At 68.3% G+C, this 18,531-nt stretch carries 14 protein-coding genes; 6 read left to right on the forward strand and 8 right to left on the reverse strand.

The genetic code is table 11. The features are described 5' to 3' along the window. Positions 1-24: 24 nt before the first annotated feature. Entirely contained in the window at positions 25-492 is a 468-nt protein-coding gene (locus ACNJ7K_RS25310; RefSeq protein WP_019290888.1) for a universal stress protein, read from the reverse strand. Between the two features lie 113 nt (positions 493-605). Between ACNJ7K_RS25310 and ACNJ7K_RS25315 the strand changes: the two genes are divergently transcribed. Both ACNJ7K_RS25315 and ACNJ7K_RS25320 read left to right on the forward strand, forming a co-directional pair. Beyond that, positions 606-1,796 (forward strand): glycoside hydrolase family 3 N-terminal domain-containing protein, encoded by a 1,191-nt coding sequence (locus ACNJ7K_RS25315; RefSeq protein ID WP_487042404.1) that lies wholly within the window; start codon positions 606-608, stop codon positions 1,794-1,796. A 75-nt stretch (positions 1,797-1,871) separates the two neighbouring features. Further along, positions 1,872-2,480 (forward strand): TetR/AcrR family transcriptional regulator, encoded by a 609-nt coding sequence (locus ACNJ7K_RS25320; protein WP_006552668.1) that lies wholly within the window; start codon positions 1,872-1,874, stop codon positions 2,478-2,480. Positions 2,481-2,590: 110 nt separating this feature from the next. Here the strand turns inward: ACNJ7K_RS25320 and ACNJ7K_RS25325 are convergent, their stop codons facing one another. Together ACNJ7K_RS25325 and ACNJ7K_RS25330 are read right to left on the reverse strand one after the other, a co-directional pair. After that, the gene (locus ACNJ7K_RS25325) at positions 2,591-3,448 is read right to left on the reverse strand and encodes a MaoC/PaaZ C-terminal domain-containing protein (RefSeq protein WP_120280368.1); all 858 of its coding nucleotides are present in this window, start codon (positions 3,446-3,448) and stop codon (positions 2,591-2,593) included. Further along, a complete protein-coding gene (locus ACNJ7K_RS25330; protein WP_120283685.1) occupies positions 3,449-4,795 on the reverse strand; it encodes a 3-oxoacyl-ACP reductase in 1,347 nt (448 codons plus the stop codon). It lies immediately after the preceding gene. Between the two features lie 124 nt (positions 4,796-4,919). On the opposite strand from ACNJ7K_RS25330, the gene ACNJ7K_RS25335 reads away from it, so the two are divergent. Together ACNJ7K_RS25335 and ACNJ7K_RS25340 are read left to right on the forward strand one after the other, a co-directional pair. After that, complete coding sequence (locus tag ACNJ7K_RS25335) at positions 4,920-6,233, forward strand: acetyl-CoA C-acetyltransferase (protein ID WP_487042405.1); 1,314 nt, start codon at positions 4,920-4,922, stop codon at positions 6,231-6,233. A gap of 230 nt (positions 6,234-6,463) precedes the next feature. After that, positions 6,464-9,091, forward strand: coding sequence for a VanW family protein (locus ACNJ7K_RS25340; RefSeq protein WP_487042406.1), 2,628 nt, complete (start codon positions 6,464-6,466; stop codon positions 9,089-9,091). A 75-nt stretch (positions 9,092-9,166) separates the two neighbouring features. Here ACNJ7K_RS25340 and ACNJ7K_RS25345 read toward each other — a convergent pair whose 3' ends face one another. From ACNJ7K_RS25345 to ACNJ7K_RS25355, 3 genes are all read right to left on the reverse strand, one after another. Then, the gene (locus tag ACNJ7K_RS25345) at positions 9,167-10,378 is read right to left on the reverse strand and encodes an oxygenase MpaB family protein (RefSeq protein WP_487042407.1); all 1,212 of its coding nucleotides are present in this window, start codon (positions 10,376-10,378) and stop codon (positions 9,167-9,169) included. A gap of 138 nt (positions 10,379-10,516) precedes the next feature. Continuing rightward, positions 10,517-12,352, reverse strand: a complete 1,836-nt coding sequence (locus tag ACNJ7K_RS25350; protein ID WP_487042408.1) for an acyl-CoA dehydrogenase — start codon at positions 12,350-12,352, stop codon at positions 10,517-10,519. Between the two features lie 97 nt (positions 12,353-12,449). Then, positions 12,450-13,058, reverse strand: coding sequence for an SAM-dependent methyltransferase (locus ACNJ7K_RS25355; protein ID WP_120280365.1), 609 nt, complete (start codon positions 13,056-13,058; stop codon positions 12,450-12,452). A gap of 163 nt (positions 13,059-13,221) precedes the next feature. On the opposite strand from ACNJ7K_RS25355, the gene ACNJ7K_RS25360 reads away from it, so the two are divergent. Both ACNJ7K_RS25360 and ACNJ7K_RS25365 read left to right on the forward strand, forming a co-directional pair. After that, positions 13,222-14,244, forward strand: a complete 1,023-nt coding sequence (locus tag ACNJ7K_RS25360) for a beta-ketoacyl-ACP synthase III (RefSeq protein ID WP_120280364.1) — start codon at positions 13,222-13,224, stop codon at positions 14,242-14,244. 38 nt (positions 14,245-14,282) lie between these two features. Further along, a complete protein-coding gene (locus ACNJ7K_RS25365) occupies positions 14,283-14,990 on the forward strand; it encodes an HNH endonuclease family protein (RefSeq protein ID WP_487042409.1) in 708 nt (235 codons plus the stop codon). Positions 14,991-15,006: 16 nt separating this feature from the next. Here the strand turns inward: ACNJ7K_RS25365 and ACNJ7K_RS25370 are convergent, their stop codons facing one another. Together ACNJ7K_RS25370 and ACNJ7K_RS25375 are read right to left on the reverse strand one after the other, a co-directional pair. Next, on the reverse strand, positions 15,007-17,127 hold the full coding sequence (locus tag ACNJ7K_RS25370; RefSeq protein WP_487042410.1) for a thiamine pyrophosphate-dependent enzyme: 2,121 nt from the start codon (positions 17,125-17,127) through the stop codon (positions 15,007-15,009). A 20-nt stretch (positions 17,128-17,147) separates the two neighbouring features. Next, positions 17,148-18,494, reverse strand: coding sequence for a cytochrome P450 (locus ACNJ7K_RS25375; protein ID WP_487042411.1), 1,347 nt, complete (start codon positions 18,492-18,494; stop codon positions 17,148-17,150). Between the last annotated feature and the right edge of the window lie 37 nt (positions 18,495-18,531).

The following is an 18,531-nucleotide window of genomic DNA, read 5'->3' on the forward strand; positions in this document are numbered from 1 at the left end:
GCGCCGGTGACCCGGTACGGGGCGTCAGCGACCCGGCGGCACGATCAGGACCGGCCGGTGACTGTGCCGGAGCACGTGATCGGCCACCGACGACTGCAACAGCGACCGCAGACCGGTGGTGCCGCGGGTGCCGGTGACGATGATGTCGACGTCCAGCTCGTCGGCGGCCTCGATGATCGCCGACCACACCGCGTTGACGACCTCGACGGTGCGGCCCTCGGCGTGCAGACCTACCGAGCGTGCCATCTCGAGACCCTCGTCGTTGGTGATGCGGGCGTCGGACAGGGCGACGTCCTCGCTGTCCTCGTCGGGCACCCAGTCGGGTTGCATGACACCGGACAGGCCGGACATGCGGGCGGCCTGCCGGACCATCGGCTCCCAGGCGGTGACGACGACGGCGCGGCACGACTCGAGGAAACGACCCGCATACTGCACGGCACGCTTCGAGTTCTCGGAACCGTCGTAGGCGATGAGGATCAGATCTGCGCCCACCGCGTACCCCCTGGGTCGGATTCGGATGCTCGGGTGCACCTTAACCCGCCGGAGCGTCCCTGGGGGAGGTTCGAGCTGTGGGTCCTCGAGGTTCGTCCGCTACCGTCGGCACCATGCGGATCCGTCACACTGTCGCCGCCGTGCTCGCGGTCGCCCTCACCACCGCGGGATGCGGTTCGTCCGATTCGGGCGGCGACGACCCGGTCGAGACGACGTCGAGCCCGGCGCCCGCCTCGTCCGACACCGCGCCCGCCTCGTCCACCACCACGACCACCGAGGCGACCGCGGCCGCGACGTCGGCGACCTGCGGCGACGATCTGCTCGCCCGGCTCACGTTGCGGCAGAAGCTCGCCCAGTTGCTCAACGTCGGGGTCACCGGAGCCGCCGACGCGCAGGCCATCGTCGAATCCGAGCAGATCGGTGGCATCTTCATCGGCAGCTGGACCGACGCGTCGATGCTCACCGACGGTCTCGTGCCGCAGGTGGCCGCGCAGAGCGCATTGCCGCTCATGGTCACGATCGACGAGGAGGGCGGCCGCGTGTCGCGCGTGGGCGACCTGTTCGGGCCCGATCCGTCCGCGCGGGTGACGGCGCAGACGATGACGGTCGACGAGACCTACCGAATGGCGTTCGAACGCGGACAGGAACTGAAGTCGCTGGGCATCACCGTCGACTTCGCGCCGGACGTCGACGTGAGCAGCCAGCCCGACGACTCGGTCATCGGCGACCGTTCGTTCTCCGACGATCCCGAGGTCGTCACGCAGTACGCCGGCGCCTATGCGCGGGGACTGATCGACGCCGGAATCATGCCGGTGCTCAAGCACTTCCCGGGTCACGGCTCGGCCTCCGGTGATTCGCACACCGGTGCCGTGACGACCCCGCCGATCGAGCAACTGCAGCAGAGCGATCTCGTGCCGTACCGCAGCCTGGTCTCGCCCGAGGTGGGCGTCATGCTCGGTCACCTCGACGTGCCGGGTCTGACCGGCGGGCTGCCCGCGAGCATCAGCCCGGCAGCGGTGGACCTGCTCCGCTCGGGTGCCTACGGCGGCCCCGCCTTCGGCGGCGTGATCTTCACCGACGACCTGTCGGGGATGCGCGCGATCACCGATACCTACGGCATCACCGAGGCCGTCGAGGCCGCGATGGTGGCGGGCGTGAACCAGGCACTGTGGCTGACCACCGACGAGGTGCCCGCCGTGCTCGACCATCTCGAGCAGGTCGTCGCCGAGGGCACGCTCTCACCGGAATGGGTCGACGAGTCGGTACGGACCGTGACACGCGCGAAGGGCGCCCTGGACTGCTGAAATGTCGCAGGTTGCTTCGACCACAGGCTTCCTACCGTAGAGTAAGAAATTCATTCGAGGAGTCCGGGAGGAGTCATGGCGGGCGGAACCAAGCGACTGCCGCGTGCGGTCCGCGAGCAACAGATGCTGGACGCCGCCGTCGAAGTGTTCTCCGAGCACGGTTTCCACAACACGTCCATGGACGCCATCGCAGCGCGGGCGTCGATCTCGAAGCCGATGCTCTACCTGTACTACGGGTCGAAGGACGAGTTGTTCGCGGCGTGCATCGCCCGCGAGGGACAGCGGTTCGTCGAGGCGCTCACACCGGCGGGTGATCCCACCCTCGCCCCGCGTGAACAACTGCGGGTTGCGCTCGAGTCGTTCCTCGGCTTCGTCGACGAGCACCGGCCGTCGTGGATGGTCCTCTATCGTCAGGCGCTGTCGCAGCAGGCCTTCGCGCCCCAGGTGCAGGGCAGCCGCGACCGGCTGATCGAACTCACCGCGCATCTGCTCGAATCGAGCACGCGCGATCCGGAACCCGACACGAACTTCACGATCATGGCCGTCGCGCTCGTCGGTGCCGGTGAGGCCGTCGCCGACCGCATCGCCGGCGGTGAGATCGACGTGCAGCAGGCTGCGGATCTGCTCGAGAACCTGGCCTGGCGCGGTCTCGCGGGACGCAAGCGTTCCGACCAGATGCACTGATTCTTCTCGCCGGGAATGCTTCGGCCGCAAGGATATTCACACAAGGGTTCGGGCGGGGCGGAACGCCCCCATCGCGTCCCGTCCCGCCCGAAATCTGGGTTGTTCCCGTCCTACCGCAGCGTGGCGGTCAAGTGCGGGTACTGCTTCTTCGGATGCCGCAGTGCCAGATCCCACCCGTCGGCGACGTGCTGCGCGTACAGGCTCAGCGACGACGGCAACAGCACCGGCTTCCCGAACCGCACCGCGTAGGTCACCTTGCCGGGAATCCGCCCCTCGACTGCCGACAGGGTGGCCGCCGCGCTCCACATGCCGTGGGCGATGGTCTTCGGAAATCCGAAGGCCTTGGCACCCAGGGTCGAGACGTGGATCGGGTTGCGGTCACCGGAGACCGCCGCGTAGCGGTCGATGACCTTCTGGTCGACCCGCAGCGTGGAGGTGGGGACCAGGGGGATCTCCTCCTCCTTCGGCTCCGGCTTGGGCTGACCCGACAGCGACGTGCGCTGCTGGTGCAGGAAGGTCGACGTCTGCCGCCACACCAGCTCGCGTCCGACGTTGACCTCGCTGACGAGATCGACGAGCAGGCCCTTACGGTGTTCGCGCATGTTCTCCGCGTGCACTGCGATGTCGAGCGGCTCGGTGACCGAGATCGGCCGGAACTGCTCGATCACGTTCTCGGCGTGCACCGAACCGACGGCGGCGAACGGAAAGCCCTTCGACACCATCAGTTTCATCACGAGCGGGAACGTGAGGACGAACGGATAGGTCAGCGGCAGGCTGTCGCCGAACCGCAACCCGCACACCTTGGTGTACTCGGCGAGATCGTCGGGATCGACCTTCAGCGACCGCAGGACCAGGACGTCGTCGGGCAGGCTGTCGCCCGAGGCGCCCACGACGGGCAGTGCCCCGAGCACGGCCCGGCTGTAGATGTCGAAGGTCGACGGCAGCGAGGGCAGTTCGATCCGTGCCATCTAGGCCCCCAGCATGGACTGGCCGCACACGCGCACGACCTGCCCGGTCACGGCGCTCGACGCGGGGTTCGCGAACCACGCGACGGTCTCGGCGACGTCGACGGTCTCGCCGCCCTGCTGCAGCGAACTCATCAGGCGGCCGGCCTCGCGGGTGGCGACCGGGATCGCGGCCGTCATGGCGGTCTCGATGAAGCCCGGAGCGACGGCGTTGACGGTGATCTTCTTGTCGGCGAGCGCCTCGCTGGTCGCCTGGACGAGGCCGATGACACCGGCCTTCGAGGCGCCGTAGTTGGTCTGGCCGCGGTTACCGGCGATACCGGCGATCGACGACACGTCGATGACCCGGCCGCCCTCCTTCAGCGCGCCCTTCTCGACGAGCACGTCGGTGATCTTCTGCGGGGCGATCAGGTTCACACCCATCACGGCGTTCCAGCGGGCGGCGTCCATGTTGACGAGCAGCTTGTCGCGGGTGATGCCGGCGTTGTGGACGATGATGTCGGCGCCGCCGTGACGCTCGAGCAGGTGCGCGGCGAGCTTCTCGCCGGCGTCGGGGGCGGTGACGTCGAGCGCGAAGGCGGTGCCGCCGACCTTGTTGGCGGTCTGGGTCAGCGCGTCGCCGGCCGCGGGGACGTCGGCGGCGACGACGGTCGCGCCGTCGCGGGCGAGGACCTCGGCGATCGTCGCGCCGATGCCGCGGGCCGCGCCGGTGACGACCGCGACCTTGCCGGCGAGCGGGCGCTCCCACGACTCGGGGGCGGTGGCGTCGCCCTCACCGATGCGGATCACCTGGGCGTCGACGAAGGCCGACTTCGCCGAGAGCAGGAAGCGCAGCGTCGACTCCACACCGGACAGGCCGGTCGCGGCCTTCGGGGAGACGTAGACGAGCTGCACGGTCGCGCCGCGACGCAGTTCCTTGCCGACGCTGCGCGTGAAGCCCTCGAGGGCGCGCTGAGCGATGCGCTCGTCGACCGATCCGGCTTCCTCGGGCGTGGTGCCGAGGACGACGACGCGGCCGCTCGGGGCGAGATTGCGCAGGGTGGGCTGGAAGAACGTGAAGAGCTGTTCGAGGCCCGCGGGGTCGGTGATGCCGGTAGCGTCGAAGACGAGTGCGCCGAACTTCGTGTCGGACGGCTCGGCGAACGTGTAGTCGCTCAGGAGGTTGCGGATCGGTTCGACCAGGCGGCCGTTGCCGCCGAGCAGGACGGGGCCGGGGAGCGGGGGCTCGCCGGGCTGGTAGCGCCGGAGCTTCTCGGGCTGTGGCAGACCGAACTGCTTGGCGAGGAACGCTCCGGGTGCGGACGAGATGAGCTGGGCGTAGAGCTTGGGTGCGCCCTTGGCTTCGGCCACGATTCCACCTTCTTCGATTCGGTCGTCGGTGCAGTGTTCGACAGCAAGCGTGTTCGACAACAAACTTACCCGTGAGTAAGAATAGTAGCCAGAATTCGAATCCGTCCGAAACCGGGAGACACCAGTGACCACCAAAGCCCGTTCCACGCAGCAGCGCCGTGTCGCCGTTCTCGGAGGCAACCGGATCCCGTTCGCCCGGTCCGACCGCAAGTACGCCCGCGCGTCCAACCAGGACATGTTCACCGCCACCCTCGACGGTCTCGTCGGCCGCTTCAACCTGCAGGGTGAGCGCCTCGGTGCCGTCGTCGGCGGTGCGGTCCTCAAGCACGCCCGCGACTTCAACCTCGTGCGTGAAAGCGTGCTCGGCAGTGCGCTGAGCCCCTACACCCCGGCCTGGGATCTGCAGCAGGCCTGCGGCACCGGCCTGCAGTCGATCATCGCGGTCGGCGACGCCATCGCCGCCGGACGGATCGAGGCGGGTATCGGCGGTGGCGTCGATACCACCTCCGACGCTCCGATCGCCGTGAACAACCAGCTCCGCGAGTTCCTGCTCTCTCTGAACCGGGCCCGCACCACGGCCGACCGGGTCAAGCTGCTCGGCAGCGTCCGCCCGTCGATGCTCGGCATCGAGATCCCGCGCAACGGTGAGCCGCGCACCGGCCTGTCGATGGGTGAGCACGCCGCGATCACCGCCAAGGAGTTCGGTATCGCCCGCGAGGCGCAGGACGAGCTCGCCGTCGCGAGCCACCGCAACATGGCCGCCGCCTACGACCGCGGTTTCTTCGACGACCTCGTCACCCCGTTCCTCGGGCTGACCCGCGACGACAACCTGCGTCCCGACTCGTCGGTGGAGAAGCTGTCGACGCTGAAGCCGGTCTTCGGCACCAAGCTCGGTGACGCCACCATGACCGCCGGCAACTCCACGCCGCTCACCGACGGCGCGTCGGCCGCGTTGCTGTCGAGCGAGGAGTGGGCCGCCGAGCGCAAGCTGCCGGTGCTCGCCTACCTCGTCGACTCCGAGACCGCTGCGGTCGACTACATCCACGGCGGCGACGGGCTGCTCATGGCGCCCACCTACGCCATCCCGCGCCTGCTGCAGCGCAACGGCCTGACCCTGCAGGACTTCGACTTCTACGAGATCCACGAGGCGTTCGCCTCCGTGGTGCTCGCCACACTCCAGGCGTTCGAGTCGGAGGAGTACTGCAAGGGCAAGCTGGGCCTCGACGCCCCGCTCGGCTCGATCGACCGCAGCAAGCTCAACGTCAACGGCTCGTCGCTGGCGGCCGGCCACCCGTTCGCCGCGACCGGCGGTCGGATCGTCGCCTCGCTGGCGAAGATGCTGCACGAGAAGAAGCAGGAGACCGGCAAGCCCGTCCGCGGCCTGATCTCCATCTGCGCCGCAGGTGGACAGGGTGTGACGGCGATTCTCGAGGCCTGATCGACACCCCTCGGAAGTCGTTGAGGAAAAAAGTTCCGTTCGGTGTGTAACGCTCCGCGACGGACAGCGATAGACCCAGCGACCCCGCGCTGCTGCCTGACCCCCGACCTGGTAGCAACGCGGGGTCTTCGCATTCCGGGCGCAGCCGCCCGAAGCTGGGGCACTACCCTTGAAACCAGGTAGTCGGCGCACGAATTCGACGGCGCGCCCAGCTTTGCGAAGGGATCCGGGTGAGCGGCAGCAACGGGACCGACGAGTCCCCTCACGAGCACGACGACGCACGAACCGAGAACGTCGGTTCGACGGCGGAGTCGGCTCGTGAGGCCGAGGGTGCGTCGGCTCCTACCGAGCGTTTCGAAGCGGTCGATCCTCACCGGGAGGTCACCGAGGCGAAGGCGAGCGGTGTCACCGAGGCGAAGGCGAGCAGTGTCACCGAGGCGAAGGCGAGCAGTGTCACCGAGGCGAAGGCGAGCAGTGTCACCGAGGCGAAGGCGAGCAGTGTCACCGAGGCGAAGGCGGATGCCGAGGCCCCGCAGGCTCCCGGGGAGGTCCGAGCCGAGAACACGGAGCGAGTAGCTCCCACGAACACGGAGCGAGTAGCTCCCACGAACACGGAGCAGGTAGCTCCCACGAACACGGCCCAAGCGGCGCCCACCGGCGCGGATGAGGCCCCGACGGAGAACGTCCATCCCTCGGAGGCGCCCACCGCGGTCATCCCGGTCGTCGCGCCGGGGGACCGGGCACCGGGCGACGGATCGTCCGCCGCCACCGATCGTCTCCTCCGTTCGCAGGAGGAACAGAATCCGGCACAGCCCGGTCCCGAACAGGCGGGGGCTCCCGTCCCACCCACGTCGACGGCGATGCCGTCGGCCGCCCACCCACCGCAGGGTGACCAGCCGACCCAGCAGATGCAGGCGGGTCCGCCACCGCAGGGACCGCCTCCCGTCACCCCTCCGCCCACCGGCGGATCGGGAGGTTCCGGCGGCGACGGCGACGAACCGGGCAAGTCCGGGTCGAATCTGCCCCGGCGCACGATCGCGCTCGTCGTCGGTGGCGTCGTCGCACTGCTCGCAGTGTTCTACGTGGCCGATCTGGCGTTGTCGTCGGGCAAGGTGCCGCGCGGTGTCACCGTCGCGGGTGTCGAGATCGGCGGTATGTCACTCGACGCGGCCGAGGCCGAACTCACCGAGCAACTGACGCCGCGTCTCGACATGCCCGTCGACGTCACCGCCGGCGACACCCAGGGGCAGATCGTGCCGTCGGAGGCCGGAATCGGGATCGACTGGCCCGCGACGCTCGACCAGGTGGGTTCGCAGCCACTCAATCCGTTCACGCGACTCGCGTCGTTCTTCGGGAACGACGAGGTCGGCGTGGTCTCCACCCGCGACGAGGTGGCTCTCTCCGCAGCCATCGAGAAGGCCGCTGCCGCCGCCGCGCACGAACCGCGCGAGGGCAACATCGTCTTCGAGGACGGCACGCCCGTTCCGGTGACGCCGCAGCCCGGCCAGCAACTCGACGTGGCCGTCGCAGGCGACGTCTTCGCCGAGCGCTGGCCGTTCGGCGACGTCGCGCTGCCTGTCGAGAGCGTCGACGTCACCGTCACCCGCGAGGGCCTCGACCGGGCGCTGGCGGAGGTCGCCGTCCCGGCCGTGGCGCAGGATCTGGTCGTCCGGGGGCTCGACGGGGCCGTCGGTGTGCTGCCGCGCGACGCGGTGGGCGCCGTCCTGTCGTTCGTGCCGGACGGTTCGGGTGGACTCGAACCGCAGTACAACACCGAGGCCGCGATCGGCATCCTCGCGCCGCAGCTCGCCCCGTCGGAGACCGAACCGAAGGATGCGCGGATCGTCCTCGACGGTGGTCGTCCGACGATCGTGCCCAGCGAGACCGGTGAGATGGTCGACTGGCCCGTCACCCTCGAGAGGTTGCCCGACCTGCTGAAGGAGGAGGGCGACCGCAGCACCGACGCGGTGTACAAGAAGGCCGAACCCGAACTCACCACCGAAGGCGCCGAGAAGCTCGGCATCAAGGAAGTGGTCTCGGAGTTCACCACCAGCGGCTTCGAATACGCCTCCGGTGTCAACATCCGGCTGGCCGCGCAGGAGATCAACGGCGCCATCGTCAAGCCGGGGGAGACCTTCTCCTTCAACGACTACACCGGTCCGCGCGGTGCGGCGCAGGGGTACATCGAGTCGGGCATCATCGAGGCCGGACGTCCCGGTAAGGCCGTGGGCGGTGGCATCAGCCAGCTCGCGACCACCCTCTACAACGCGACCTATTTCGCCGGGATGGAGGACGTCGAGCACACCGAGCACAGCTACTACATCTCCCGGTACCCGGCGGCCCGCGAGGCCACGATCTACGACGGTGCCATCGACCTGAAGTTCCGCAACCCGTTCGACACGGGCGTCCTGATCCAGACCATCGGCACGAGCTCGGACATCACGGTGCGTATCTGGGGCACCAAGACCGTCGACGTCCAGTCGATCACCGGCAACCGCACGAACTTCACCTCGCCCAACACGATCACGTTGCCCGCCGGTTCGGCCTGCATCCCGTCGAGCGGCGCGCAGGGCTTCACCGTCACCGACACCCGGATCGTCACCGACGCACGGACGGGCGCGCAGATCTCGAACGCGACCCGCACGGTCCGGTACGACCCGGTCCCGATCGTGAAGTGCATCAGCCCCGAACCGGAACCCAGTGACGAGCCCTCCGGTGGCGGCGACGACGCGACCTCCGGCGACACCGGAGCGGAAGACGCCGAGGCCGAGGACGCACCGGCGCCCGCACCCGGATCGCCTGCGGCCGAAGCGCCGGCAGCCGAGGCACCTGCAGCGGGTGGAACCGAGGAGGAGTAGCGGACGTCCTCGAAACTTCGGGGAGGTTGTGTGCGGTTCCGGCGAAGAACACGCACACAACCTCCCCTTACTTCGTCACTCCGGAAGCGGCACCACGTCGGGGATCTCGCCGTCGAGGATGCGGAGCTGTGCGTCGCGCAGTTGTTTCTCCCCGTGCCGCTGCAGCCACGCCCTTCCGGCCGGGAAGCGGCCGATCACATGGTGTTCGACGACGTTCACTGCGATGCGACCTGCCGGATACCACGGCGGACGCAGCGGAACTCGGAGCGCGCGGACCCCGGACGGGCCGAGAAGTGTCGTCGCGAGCGATAGGCCGCGTTCGTATTCGTACCGGCGACGCAACGCCTGGAAACGCGGATACCGCGTGTGGAGCGGCAGTTCGACGAGCGACCTGGCGAGCATGTGGCTGTTCTCGTCGGCGGCGGGTGAGGACGACCCGATCTGGTACATCATCCGCAGTCCCGCGCGCTCCTCGAACCGGAGCCACTTCGGGTCGACGCCCATCAACCACCCGACGTACGCCCACAGGTGCAGGACGGCCTCGGCCTCACGCCGGGTGTATCGCACCCCCAGGACGCGGGTGTGGAGCAGGAAGGTGATCGAGAACAGGCCCAGCGTGCCGGCCTGGTCGAACTGGTTGACCGGTAGCCCGCGGAACTCGATGTCCCAGTCGCCGTCGTGCTCGTGGTGGTAGTCGACGAAGGCGTGCATCAGCCGCACGTGCACCGAGAGCGTGAAGCCCTTGCCGAATCGTTCGAGACCGCCGTCGGCGACGCACCCGTTCCACCACGTCCCGGTCTCGGCGATGCGCCGGCGGGTGCGCTCGCCGGTGAGACGACCGGACGAGGTCAGCACCGGCAGCGGACCGGAGTTGTTGTATCCACCGAGCAGCGAGCCGTAGGCGAGGACGTCGCCGACGTCGGATCCGACCCTGCGCAGCGTGCGGGCGCCGAGGGCGATCGTGTCGCGGTCGACCCAGTCGGGGGTGTCCTCGAGCATCTCGAAGTACTTCCGGAGCACGGGAGGGGCGTCGGGGACGGCGTCGATGCCCTCGGCGAGCGCGGTGCGGAACTGCGCGAGGGTGACGGTGCGGTCGCGCCGGATGGCCCGCACCAACTCGGCGCTCGGTTCGTCGCGCTCGAGCAGGGCACGGCGCAGGGCGTCTGCTTCCTCGGGCGTGGCGTCGGGAGCGCGTCCCGCGAAGGGACGCAGGGGTGCGGTGATGCGGGCGGCCTTCTCGCGGTCGCGCATGTACCGAGTCGTGGTCGGCGTGCCGGTGATGGTCACAGGCTCAGAGTGCTACTGACAACAGGGGTTGTCAATGCTGCTCCCGAAACGACGAGACCGACGTCGTGTGCGAAATCCGTGGGGAAATCGCGCACAACGTCGGTCTCGTCTATCGCGCTACCGTCGTGAGCGGTTCGATCAGAACGCTGCTTCGTCGAGCTCCATGATGTCGAGGTCGACGTCGGTGATGATCTGACGCGCGACGCTCAGCTCCGGCAGGACGTTCTTGGCGAAGAAGGACGCGGCCGCGACCTTGCCCTCGTAGAACGCCTTGTCCGAGGCATCGACGCCGGCGTCGAGCGCGGAGAGCGCGATCTCGGCGTGCTCGAGCAGCAGCCAGCCGATCATCAGGTCGCCGAACGCCTCGAGGAAGCGGACCGAACCGAGGCCGACCTTGTACAGCTCGGTGGGCTGCTCCTGTGCACCCATGAGGTACTGGGTGAGCGTGGCGACCATCGTCTGGGTCTCGCCGAGGGCGGTGGCCAGGAGCGTGCGCTCCTTCTTCAGACGCTGGTCGGCGTCGTCGCGCTCGACGAACTTCTTGATCTCACCGGCGACGTGGGCGAGCGCCACACCGCGGTCGCGGGCGATCTTCCGGAAGAAGAAGTCCTGCGCCTGGATGGCGGTGGTGCCCTCGTACAGCGAGTCGATCTTCGAGTCGCGGATGTACTGCTCGATCGGGTAGTCCTGCAGGAAGCCCGAACCGCCGAGGGTCTGGAGCGAATCCTTCAGGTACTGGTACGCCCGCTCGGAACCGCAGCCCTTGACGACCGGCAGCAGCAGGTCGTTGATGCGGTGCGCGAGACCGGCGTCGGCGCCGGAGACCTGCTCGGCGACGGAGTCGTCCTGGTGTGCGGCGGTGTACAGGTACACGGCGCGCAGGCCCTCGGAGTAGGCCTTCTGCATCGCGAGCGAACGACGGACGTCCGGGTGGTGCATGATCGACACGCGCGGGGCGGTCTTGTCGGACATCTGGGTCAGGTCGGCGCCCTGGATGCGCTCCTTGGCGTAGTCGAGGGCGTTGAGGTAGCCGGTCGACAGGGTCGCGATGGCCTTCGTGCCGACCATCATGCGGGCGTGCTCGATGACGTCGAACATCTGCGCGATGCCGTTGTGGACCTCACCGACGAGCCAGCCCTGGGCCGGAACACCGTGGCCGCCGAAGGTGACCTCGCAGGTCGCGGAGGCCTTGATGCCCATCTTGTGCTCGACGTTGGTGACGAAGACGCCGTTGCGCTCGCCCATCTCGTTCTTCTCGAAGTCGAAGTGGAACTTCGGGACGAAGAACAGCGACAGGCCCTTGGTGCCGGGGCCGGCGCCCTCGGGGCGGGCGAGGACGAGGTGGAAGATGTTCTCGAACAGGTCGTCGGAGTCGGCCGAGGTGATGAACCGCTTGACGCCCTCGATGTGCCAGGAGCCGTCGTCCTGCTTGATCGCCTTGGTGCGACCTGCACCGACGTCGGAACCGGCGTCGGGCTCGGTGAGGACCATGGTGGCGCCCCAGCCGCGCTCGACGCAGGTGGCGGCCCACTGCTTCTGCTCATCGGTGCCGTTGTCGTAGAGCACGCCCGCGAAGGCCGGGCCGGCCGCGTACATGAACGCCGCAGGCTGGGCTCCGAGCATCATCTCGTTGACGGCCCACAGGAGGCTGCGGGGTGCGTCGGTGCCGCCGATCTCCTCGGGGATGCCCATCGACCAGTAACCGGCATCCCACCAGGCGCGGAACGACTTCTTGAAGGGCTCGGGAAGCGACACCGAATGGGTCTCGGGGTCGAAGACCGGCGGGTTGCGGTCGGCTTCGGCGAAGCCTTCGGCGGCCGGCCCCTCGGCCAGCGCCCTGACCTCGGCGAGGATGCCGCGTGCGGTGTCCTCGTCCAGATCGCCGAACTTGCCGGCTTCGAGGACCTTCTGAATCTTCAGGAACTCGAACAGGTTGAACTCGAGGTCGCGGAGGTTGCTCTTGTAATGGCCCATGTCGTCGGTGTCTCCCAGTGTGGTGCGGTCCAGCTGGCTTCAAGTACCGCCCAAGTTATTACTCGTCGGTAACATCTCCATGTTACTCGTCGGGCAACTAACTGCCAAGAGGTGGTTTGCTCGCCACGACGAGCGCGTCGACAGCCGTTCCCGCGTCGGTTTCCCGATATCGCCGTTCGGCAATCCCGATTTCCAATCTGCCGTCGATTTCCTCGACGAGATCGGTTGGCGTGTACAGGATTTCCTTGTCCTGTGGTCCACCCACGCCCTCCTCGGGATTTATCGCGTCGTGCCCCAGGAATATGAGGATTCCTTCAGGTTTGAGTGAATTGATCGCGCGGTCGAGAAGCGCCTTCCGCTGTGGCGGAGGGAAATGCAAGAAGGCCGAGAGAATCAGGTCATATTCGCCCTCGAACGAGTCGGCTGTCACATCTGCGCGGACGTAGCGGAGCCGGTCTCGCGAACGCGACGGCGCCTGCGCCGCGATCCGGCGGGCCTTGTCGAGGGCGACCTCGGAGAAGTCGATGCCCACGACCTCCCACCCACGCGTTGCCAACCACAAGGAGTGACGACCTTCACCACACCCGAGATCCAGGGCGCGACCGTGCGGTAGCGACGCCACGTGTTCGACGATCACCGGATTGGGCGGCGCGCCCCAGATCAGTTCCGACGCCGCATACTTCTCGTTCCAGTCCTGTGCATCCATACCGCGACGCTAGCCCGCGCGCGGTGAACGAGACGGCCACTTGCGGTACGGGTCACGGAAGCGCATCGTCGGGGTAGCGCTGTGACGAAACCGTGACCTGCGATATCGTTGACCGGATGCGATGTGCCGACACGCGGTACGTCGAGGAGGAGGAGTTCGTCTGATGGGTGCACAGATCGCTGTCCCTGCCCCGCTGAGGAACAGCGCGCTGCTCGGTCTGGGTGTGCACCGCCCCGAGCGCATCGTCACCAACGACGAGATCTGCGAGCAGATCGACTCGAGCGACGAATGGATCCAGTCGCGATCCGGTATCAAGGAGCGCCGCTTCGCCGAGGAACACCCGAAGGAATCGGTCGTCGACATGGCGACGAGCTCCGCCGAGCAGGCCCTCGCGGCCGCCGGTCTCACGGGTGCGCAGATCGACACCGTGATCGTCGCGACCTCCACCTACCCCTTCCAGACCCCGCAGGCCGCGGCTCTCGTCGCCGACCGTATCGGCACCGGCGGGGCCGCCGCCCTCGACATCGCAGCGGGCTGCGCAGGTTTCTGTTACGCCCTCGGTGTCGCCTCCGATCTCGTGCGCGCCGGTTCCGCCGAGCACGTGCTCGTCGTCGGTGTCGAGCGCATGAGCGACACCACCGAGCCCACCGATCGCTCGGTGCGCTTCATCTTCGGCGACGGTGCCGGTGCCGTCGTCGTCGGCCCGTCCGACGAGGTCGGCGTGGGCCCGACCGTCTGGGGCTCCGACGGCTCGCAGGCCAACGCGATCCGTCAGGAACCCGACTGGGTCGACTTCGCGAACAATCCCGATCAGAAGCGCCCCTGGATCATCATGGAGGGCACCGCGGTCTTCCGCTGGGCTGCCTTCGAGATGAGCAAGTTCGCCCGGCAGATCGCCGACAAGGCCGGCGTGGCCCTCGAGGACCTCGACGCCTTCGTCCCGCACCAGGCAAACCTGCGTATCAACGACGTCATCGTCAAGCAGCTCGAGCTGCCCGAGACGGTCGCGGTCGCCGACGACATCATCGAGACCGGCAACACCTCCGCCGCGTCCATCCCGCTGGCGATGGAGAAGATGCTGCGCACCGGCCAGGTCGAGGCCGGATCCACCGCGCTGCTCCTCGCGTTCGGTGCCGGCCTGTCGTACGCGGGCCAGGTCGTGAAGATGCCCCCGCTGGCGAAATAGGAAGCGGCAACAGTACGACTTCGTAGCAGTATCGACACATGGCGAGTACCCGTACGTCGTCCATTCCCCGCTGGGTCTGGCTCCTGTGCTTCATCGTGGTCAGCGTGGTCGTCGTCCTCCTCGAACCGGTGGGGGACGACGAGCCGGCCGGTCCCGGCGGGAGCACGGTCGAGAACCCCTCCGAAGCGCTCGAGGCGCTGGCGGCACTGCCCGTCCGGCCCGCCGAATCGCAGAGCGGCTACGACCGCTCGCTGTTCGGTTCGGCCTGGACCGACGAGGTGACCGTCGACCTGGGGCGCAACGGTTGCGACACCCGTAACGACATCCTGCAGCGCGACCTCGTCGACGTCTCCTTCGAGCCGGGGAAGAAGCAGTGCACGGTCACCGCCGGCACGCTCGAGGACCCGTACACGGGGAAGACGATCTCCTTCCGTCGCGGGGTCGAGACCTCGGCCGCCGTGCAGATCGACCACGTCGTCGCCCTGTCCGATGCGTGGAAGAAGGGCGCCCGCCATCTGGACGATCAGCAGAAGCGGAATCTCGCGAACGATCCGCGCAACCTGATCGCCGTCGACGGCCCCACCAACCAGGGCAAGGGCGACTCCGACGCGTCGGAGTGGCTGCCGCCGAACACCGCCTTCCACTGCGAGTACGTCGTGCGGCAGATCGAGGTGAAGACGACCTACGAACTGTGGGTCACCCAGGCGGAGCACGACGCGATGTCGCGGATCCTCTCCTCCTGCTGATACCGCTTCCTGCTGATCACGCCTCCAGCAGCGCCCGCACGATGTCGTCCTCCGACATCAGCACGTGCGCGGCCGCGGGCCCGAGCGGCACGTAGCTGTCGTGGGAGGTGACCCGCGCGATCCGGCCCTGCCACGCCTCGTCGACGAGCGCCGCGACGACCGCTTCCGCGACACCTCCGCTCCGGCGCGTCTCGTCGACCACCACCACGCGCTCGAAGCGACGGACGTGTTCGAGCAGCGCGGTCGTCGGCAGCGGCGACAACCACTGCAGGTCGAGGACGGTCGCCGCGACTCCCGCACGACGGACGGCACGCAGACTCATCGGCACCCCGTTCCCGAAGGTCACCACCAGCACGTCGCGCCCGTCGCCGTAGGTGCACACCGATCCCGGTGGAAGCCCGGCGGTGTCGGGGACCTGCTGCCACAGTCCGTCGCCCTCGTCGTAGAGGTCGCGCCGGTGGTACAGCGCGATCGGCTCCAGGTACACGCACACCCGGCCCTCCTGACGGGCCAGCTCGACGCACGTGCGCAGCAGGGCGCCGGCAGTGGCGGGTGAGCTCGGCACGGCCAGCACGAGACCGGGGATGTCGCGCAGCACGGCGACGGAATCGTCGTTGTGGAAGTGCCCGCCGAAGCCGCGCTGGTAGGGCAGGCCCGCGATGCGCACGACCATCGGATTGCGGTACCGCCCGTCGGAGAAGAACGCCAGGCTCGCGGCCTCACCGCGCAGTTGATCCTCGGCGTTGTGCAGATAGGCCAGGTACTGGATCTCCGGGATCGGCAGCATGCCCGCGACGGCGAAACCCAGCGCGGTGCCGAGGATCGTCTGCTCGTCGAGCACGGTGTCGAACACGCGCAGGCGTCCGAAGCGCTCCTGCAGTCCTCGGGTGACCCCGTAGACCCCGCCCTTGAGGCCGACATCCTCCCCGAACACACAGGTGTGGGGATCCTCCTCGAGGAGTTGCCCGAGCGCGCGGGTCACGGCCCCGGCGAGCGTGAGCGGTTCACCGGCCGGATGCGGATCGTCGTCGACGAGCACGAGCCCGGATTCCAGCGGCCGCATCACCTCGGCGGCGGTCGCCAGTCGTGGCGGCCGGGTCAGTGAGTCCGCGACGGAGTCGACCTCGGCTCGGATCCGCTCGTACCGGTCGAGAATCCTTGCCGCATCGAGCACTCCACGCGCGGCGAGTTCGCGGGCGGTGCCCACCAGCGGGTCCCGTTCGTGATCGGCGGCGAGATCCGATGGACTGCGGTAGGCCGACTCGACGTCGGAACCGGCATGACCGAGAAAACGCACCGTCCGCACGTGCAACAGGATCGGTGCCCGGGTCGTCCGCACCGTCTCCGCGGCATCGGTTGCGGCAGTGAGCATCTCCACCGGATCGGCGCCGTCCACTGTCCGGTACTCGATCCCCGGATACGACGCCAGCGACCGTTCGAGCCAGCCGGGCGGGGTGGGCACGCTGATGCCGAGCCCGTTGTCCTCGCACACCAGCAGCAACGGCAACGGCAACCCGCGGTGCCGGCAGTAGGCGGCTGCGTTCAGGGCGCCGACCGCCGTCGAGTGGTTCGCCGAGGCGTCCCCGAAACTGCACACCACCACCGCATCCCACGGCCACGCCGCGGCGAGCCCGAGTCGCTGCATCCGCGGTAACGCGAGAGCGAGCCCGACGGCCCGTGGCAGGTGCGAGGCGATCGTCGACGTCTGCGGCAGGATGTTCAGATCGGCGTTGCCGAACACCTTGTGCCGACCGGCCGAGATCGGATCGAGCGTGGACGCCGCGCATCCGGCGAGCACGTCGCGGATCGGGCTGCTGCCCTCGACGAGCGACGCGCGACCCGCGTAGAAACCGCCCGAACGGTAGTGCAGCAGAGCAGGATCCGTCACCCGCGTGCACAGGCCCAGCGCGGCGTTCGATTCGTGGCCGGCCGACGCGATGGTGTAGAAACCCTCACCGCGTCCCTGCAGGGTGCGGGCCGCGAAATCGAGGTGCCGCGACTGCACCTGGGCGTCGAAGTACCGCACCAGCAGGTCGTCGTCGACCCGCCGGTCGACCCGCCGCTCCGGCGGTGCGTGCCCGGGCAGAGCGCGCACCGCGGTGACGAAACGTTCGTCGAGTTCGTCGGCGGCGGTCACTCCTTCTTTCTACGCCCCGATCACCTCGGAAGGAGGTGGATCGGACCCCCGTCGTTCGGGAACGGCAACGACGTGAAGTTCATCGGCGCGACGTAGTCGGCCGGCACGTGCCAGCGGAAACGCAACAGCAGATGGTGCAGCACCGTCTTGATCTCGGCTCCCGAGAAGTGCATGCCCAGGCACCGATGCGCGCCACCGCCGAAGGGCGCCCATGCGTACTTGTGCACCTTGTCCTCGCGGCGCTCCGGCGAGAACCGCTCGGGATCGAAACGTTCCGGGTCGGGCCACAATTCGGGCATGTGATGGGAGAAGTGCATCCCCAGATTGAGGAGGGTCCCCTTCGGGACGAAGTGGCCGAGGATCTCGGTGTCCTTCGCCGCGCGTCGCACGACACCCGGCACCGGCGTCACGAGCCGCTGGCATTCCTTGATCACCAGATCCAGCGAGGTCAATTCGTCGAGTCGGTCGAAACTCGGCGTGGTGGTGCCGAGCGCGTCGGACTCCTCGCGGCAGCGTTGCTGCCATTCGGGGAACTGGCCGAGATACTGCATCGCCGTCGACAGTGTGATCGTCGAGGTGTCGTGCGCGGCCATCATCAGGAAGATCATGTGATTGACCACGTCGTCGTCCGAGAACCGTTCGCCTTCTTCGGATTCGACGTGACACAACACCGAGAAGATGTCGTCGCCGTCCCCCGCGCGACGCGCGGGGAGGTAGTGCCGGAAGAACTTCTCGAGGCGTGCCCGTCCCACGATGCCGCGACGCCACCGCGTGCCCGGCAGCGGGTAACGCACGATGGCGGTGGCCGCCTGCACACATCCGATGAAAGCTCGGTTCACCTCGTCCATCTCGCGGTCGGACGACCCTTCGGCGCCGCCCATGAAGATCTCCGTCGCGAGGCCCAGGGTCAGTTCCTTGAGTGCCGGGTACACGCGGAAGTCGTCGCGCGGCGTCCATCCGTCGAGGGTCCGTTCGATCGACGGGTGCATGCGGTCGGTGTAGAGGGACAGCCGGTCGCGGGTGAAGGCCTGCGACATGATGCGACGGTGCGCGGTGTGCTCGTCGCCGTCGAGCAGCATGAGTCCACGGTCGAAGAACGGCCCGATCAGGGCACGCCAGCCCGGTCCGTTCAGCAGCGCGCGGTCGCGGTTCTGCAGGGCCGCGCCGACGGCGTCGGGTCCGAGCAGCACCACCCAGGGCCGGCCGGCGAAGCGGAACCACGAGACCGGACCGTGCTCGTGGTACCGATGCGTATATGCCGCAATGGGATCGCGCATGTACTTCAGCGCGTAGCCGACGTAGGGGAGGCCGCTGTCGCCCGGGACGGGAGCGAGGCCTGGAGGTGGGGGAGCAAGCATCTTCGTCACGGGCGCATCTCCGGGTGGTCGGAATCTGACGCTGACT

The sequence above is a fragment of the Rhodococcus shunpengi genome (assembly GCF_048381395.1).
Classification (GTDB): Bacteria; Actinomycetota; Actinomycetes; order Mycobacteriales; family Mycobacteriaceae; genus Rhodococcus.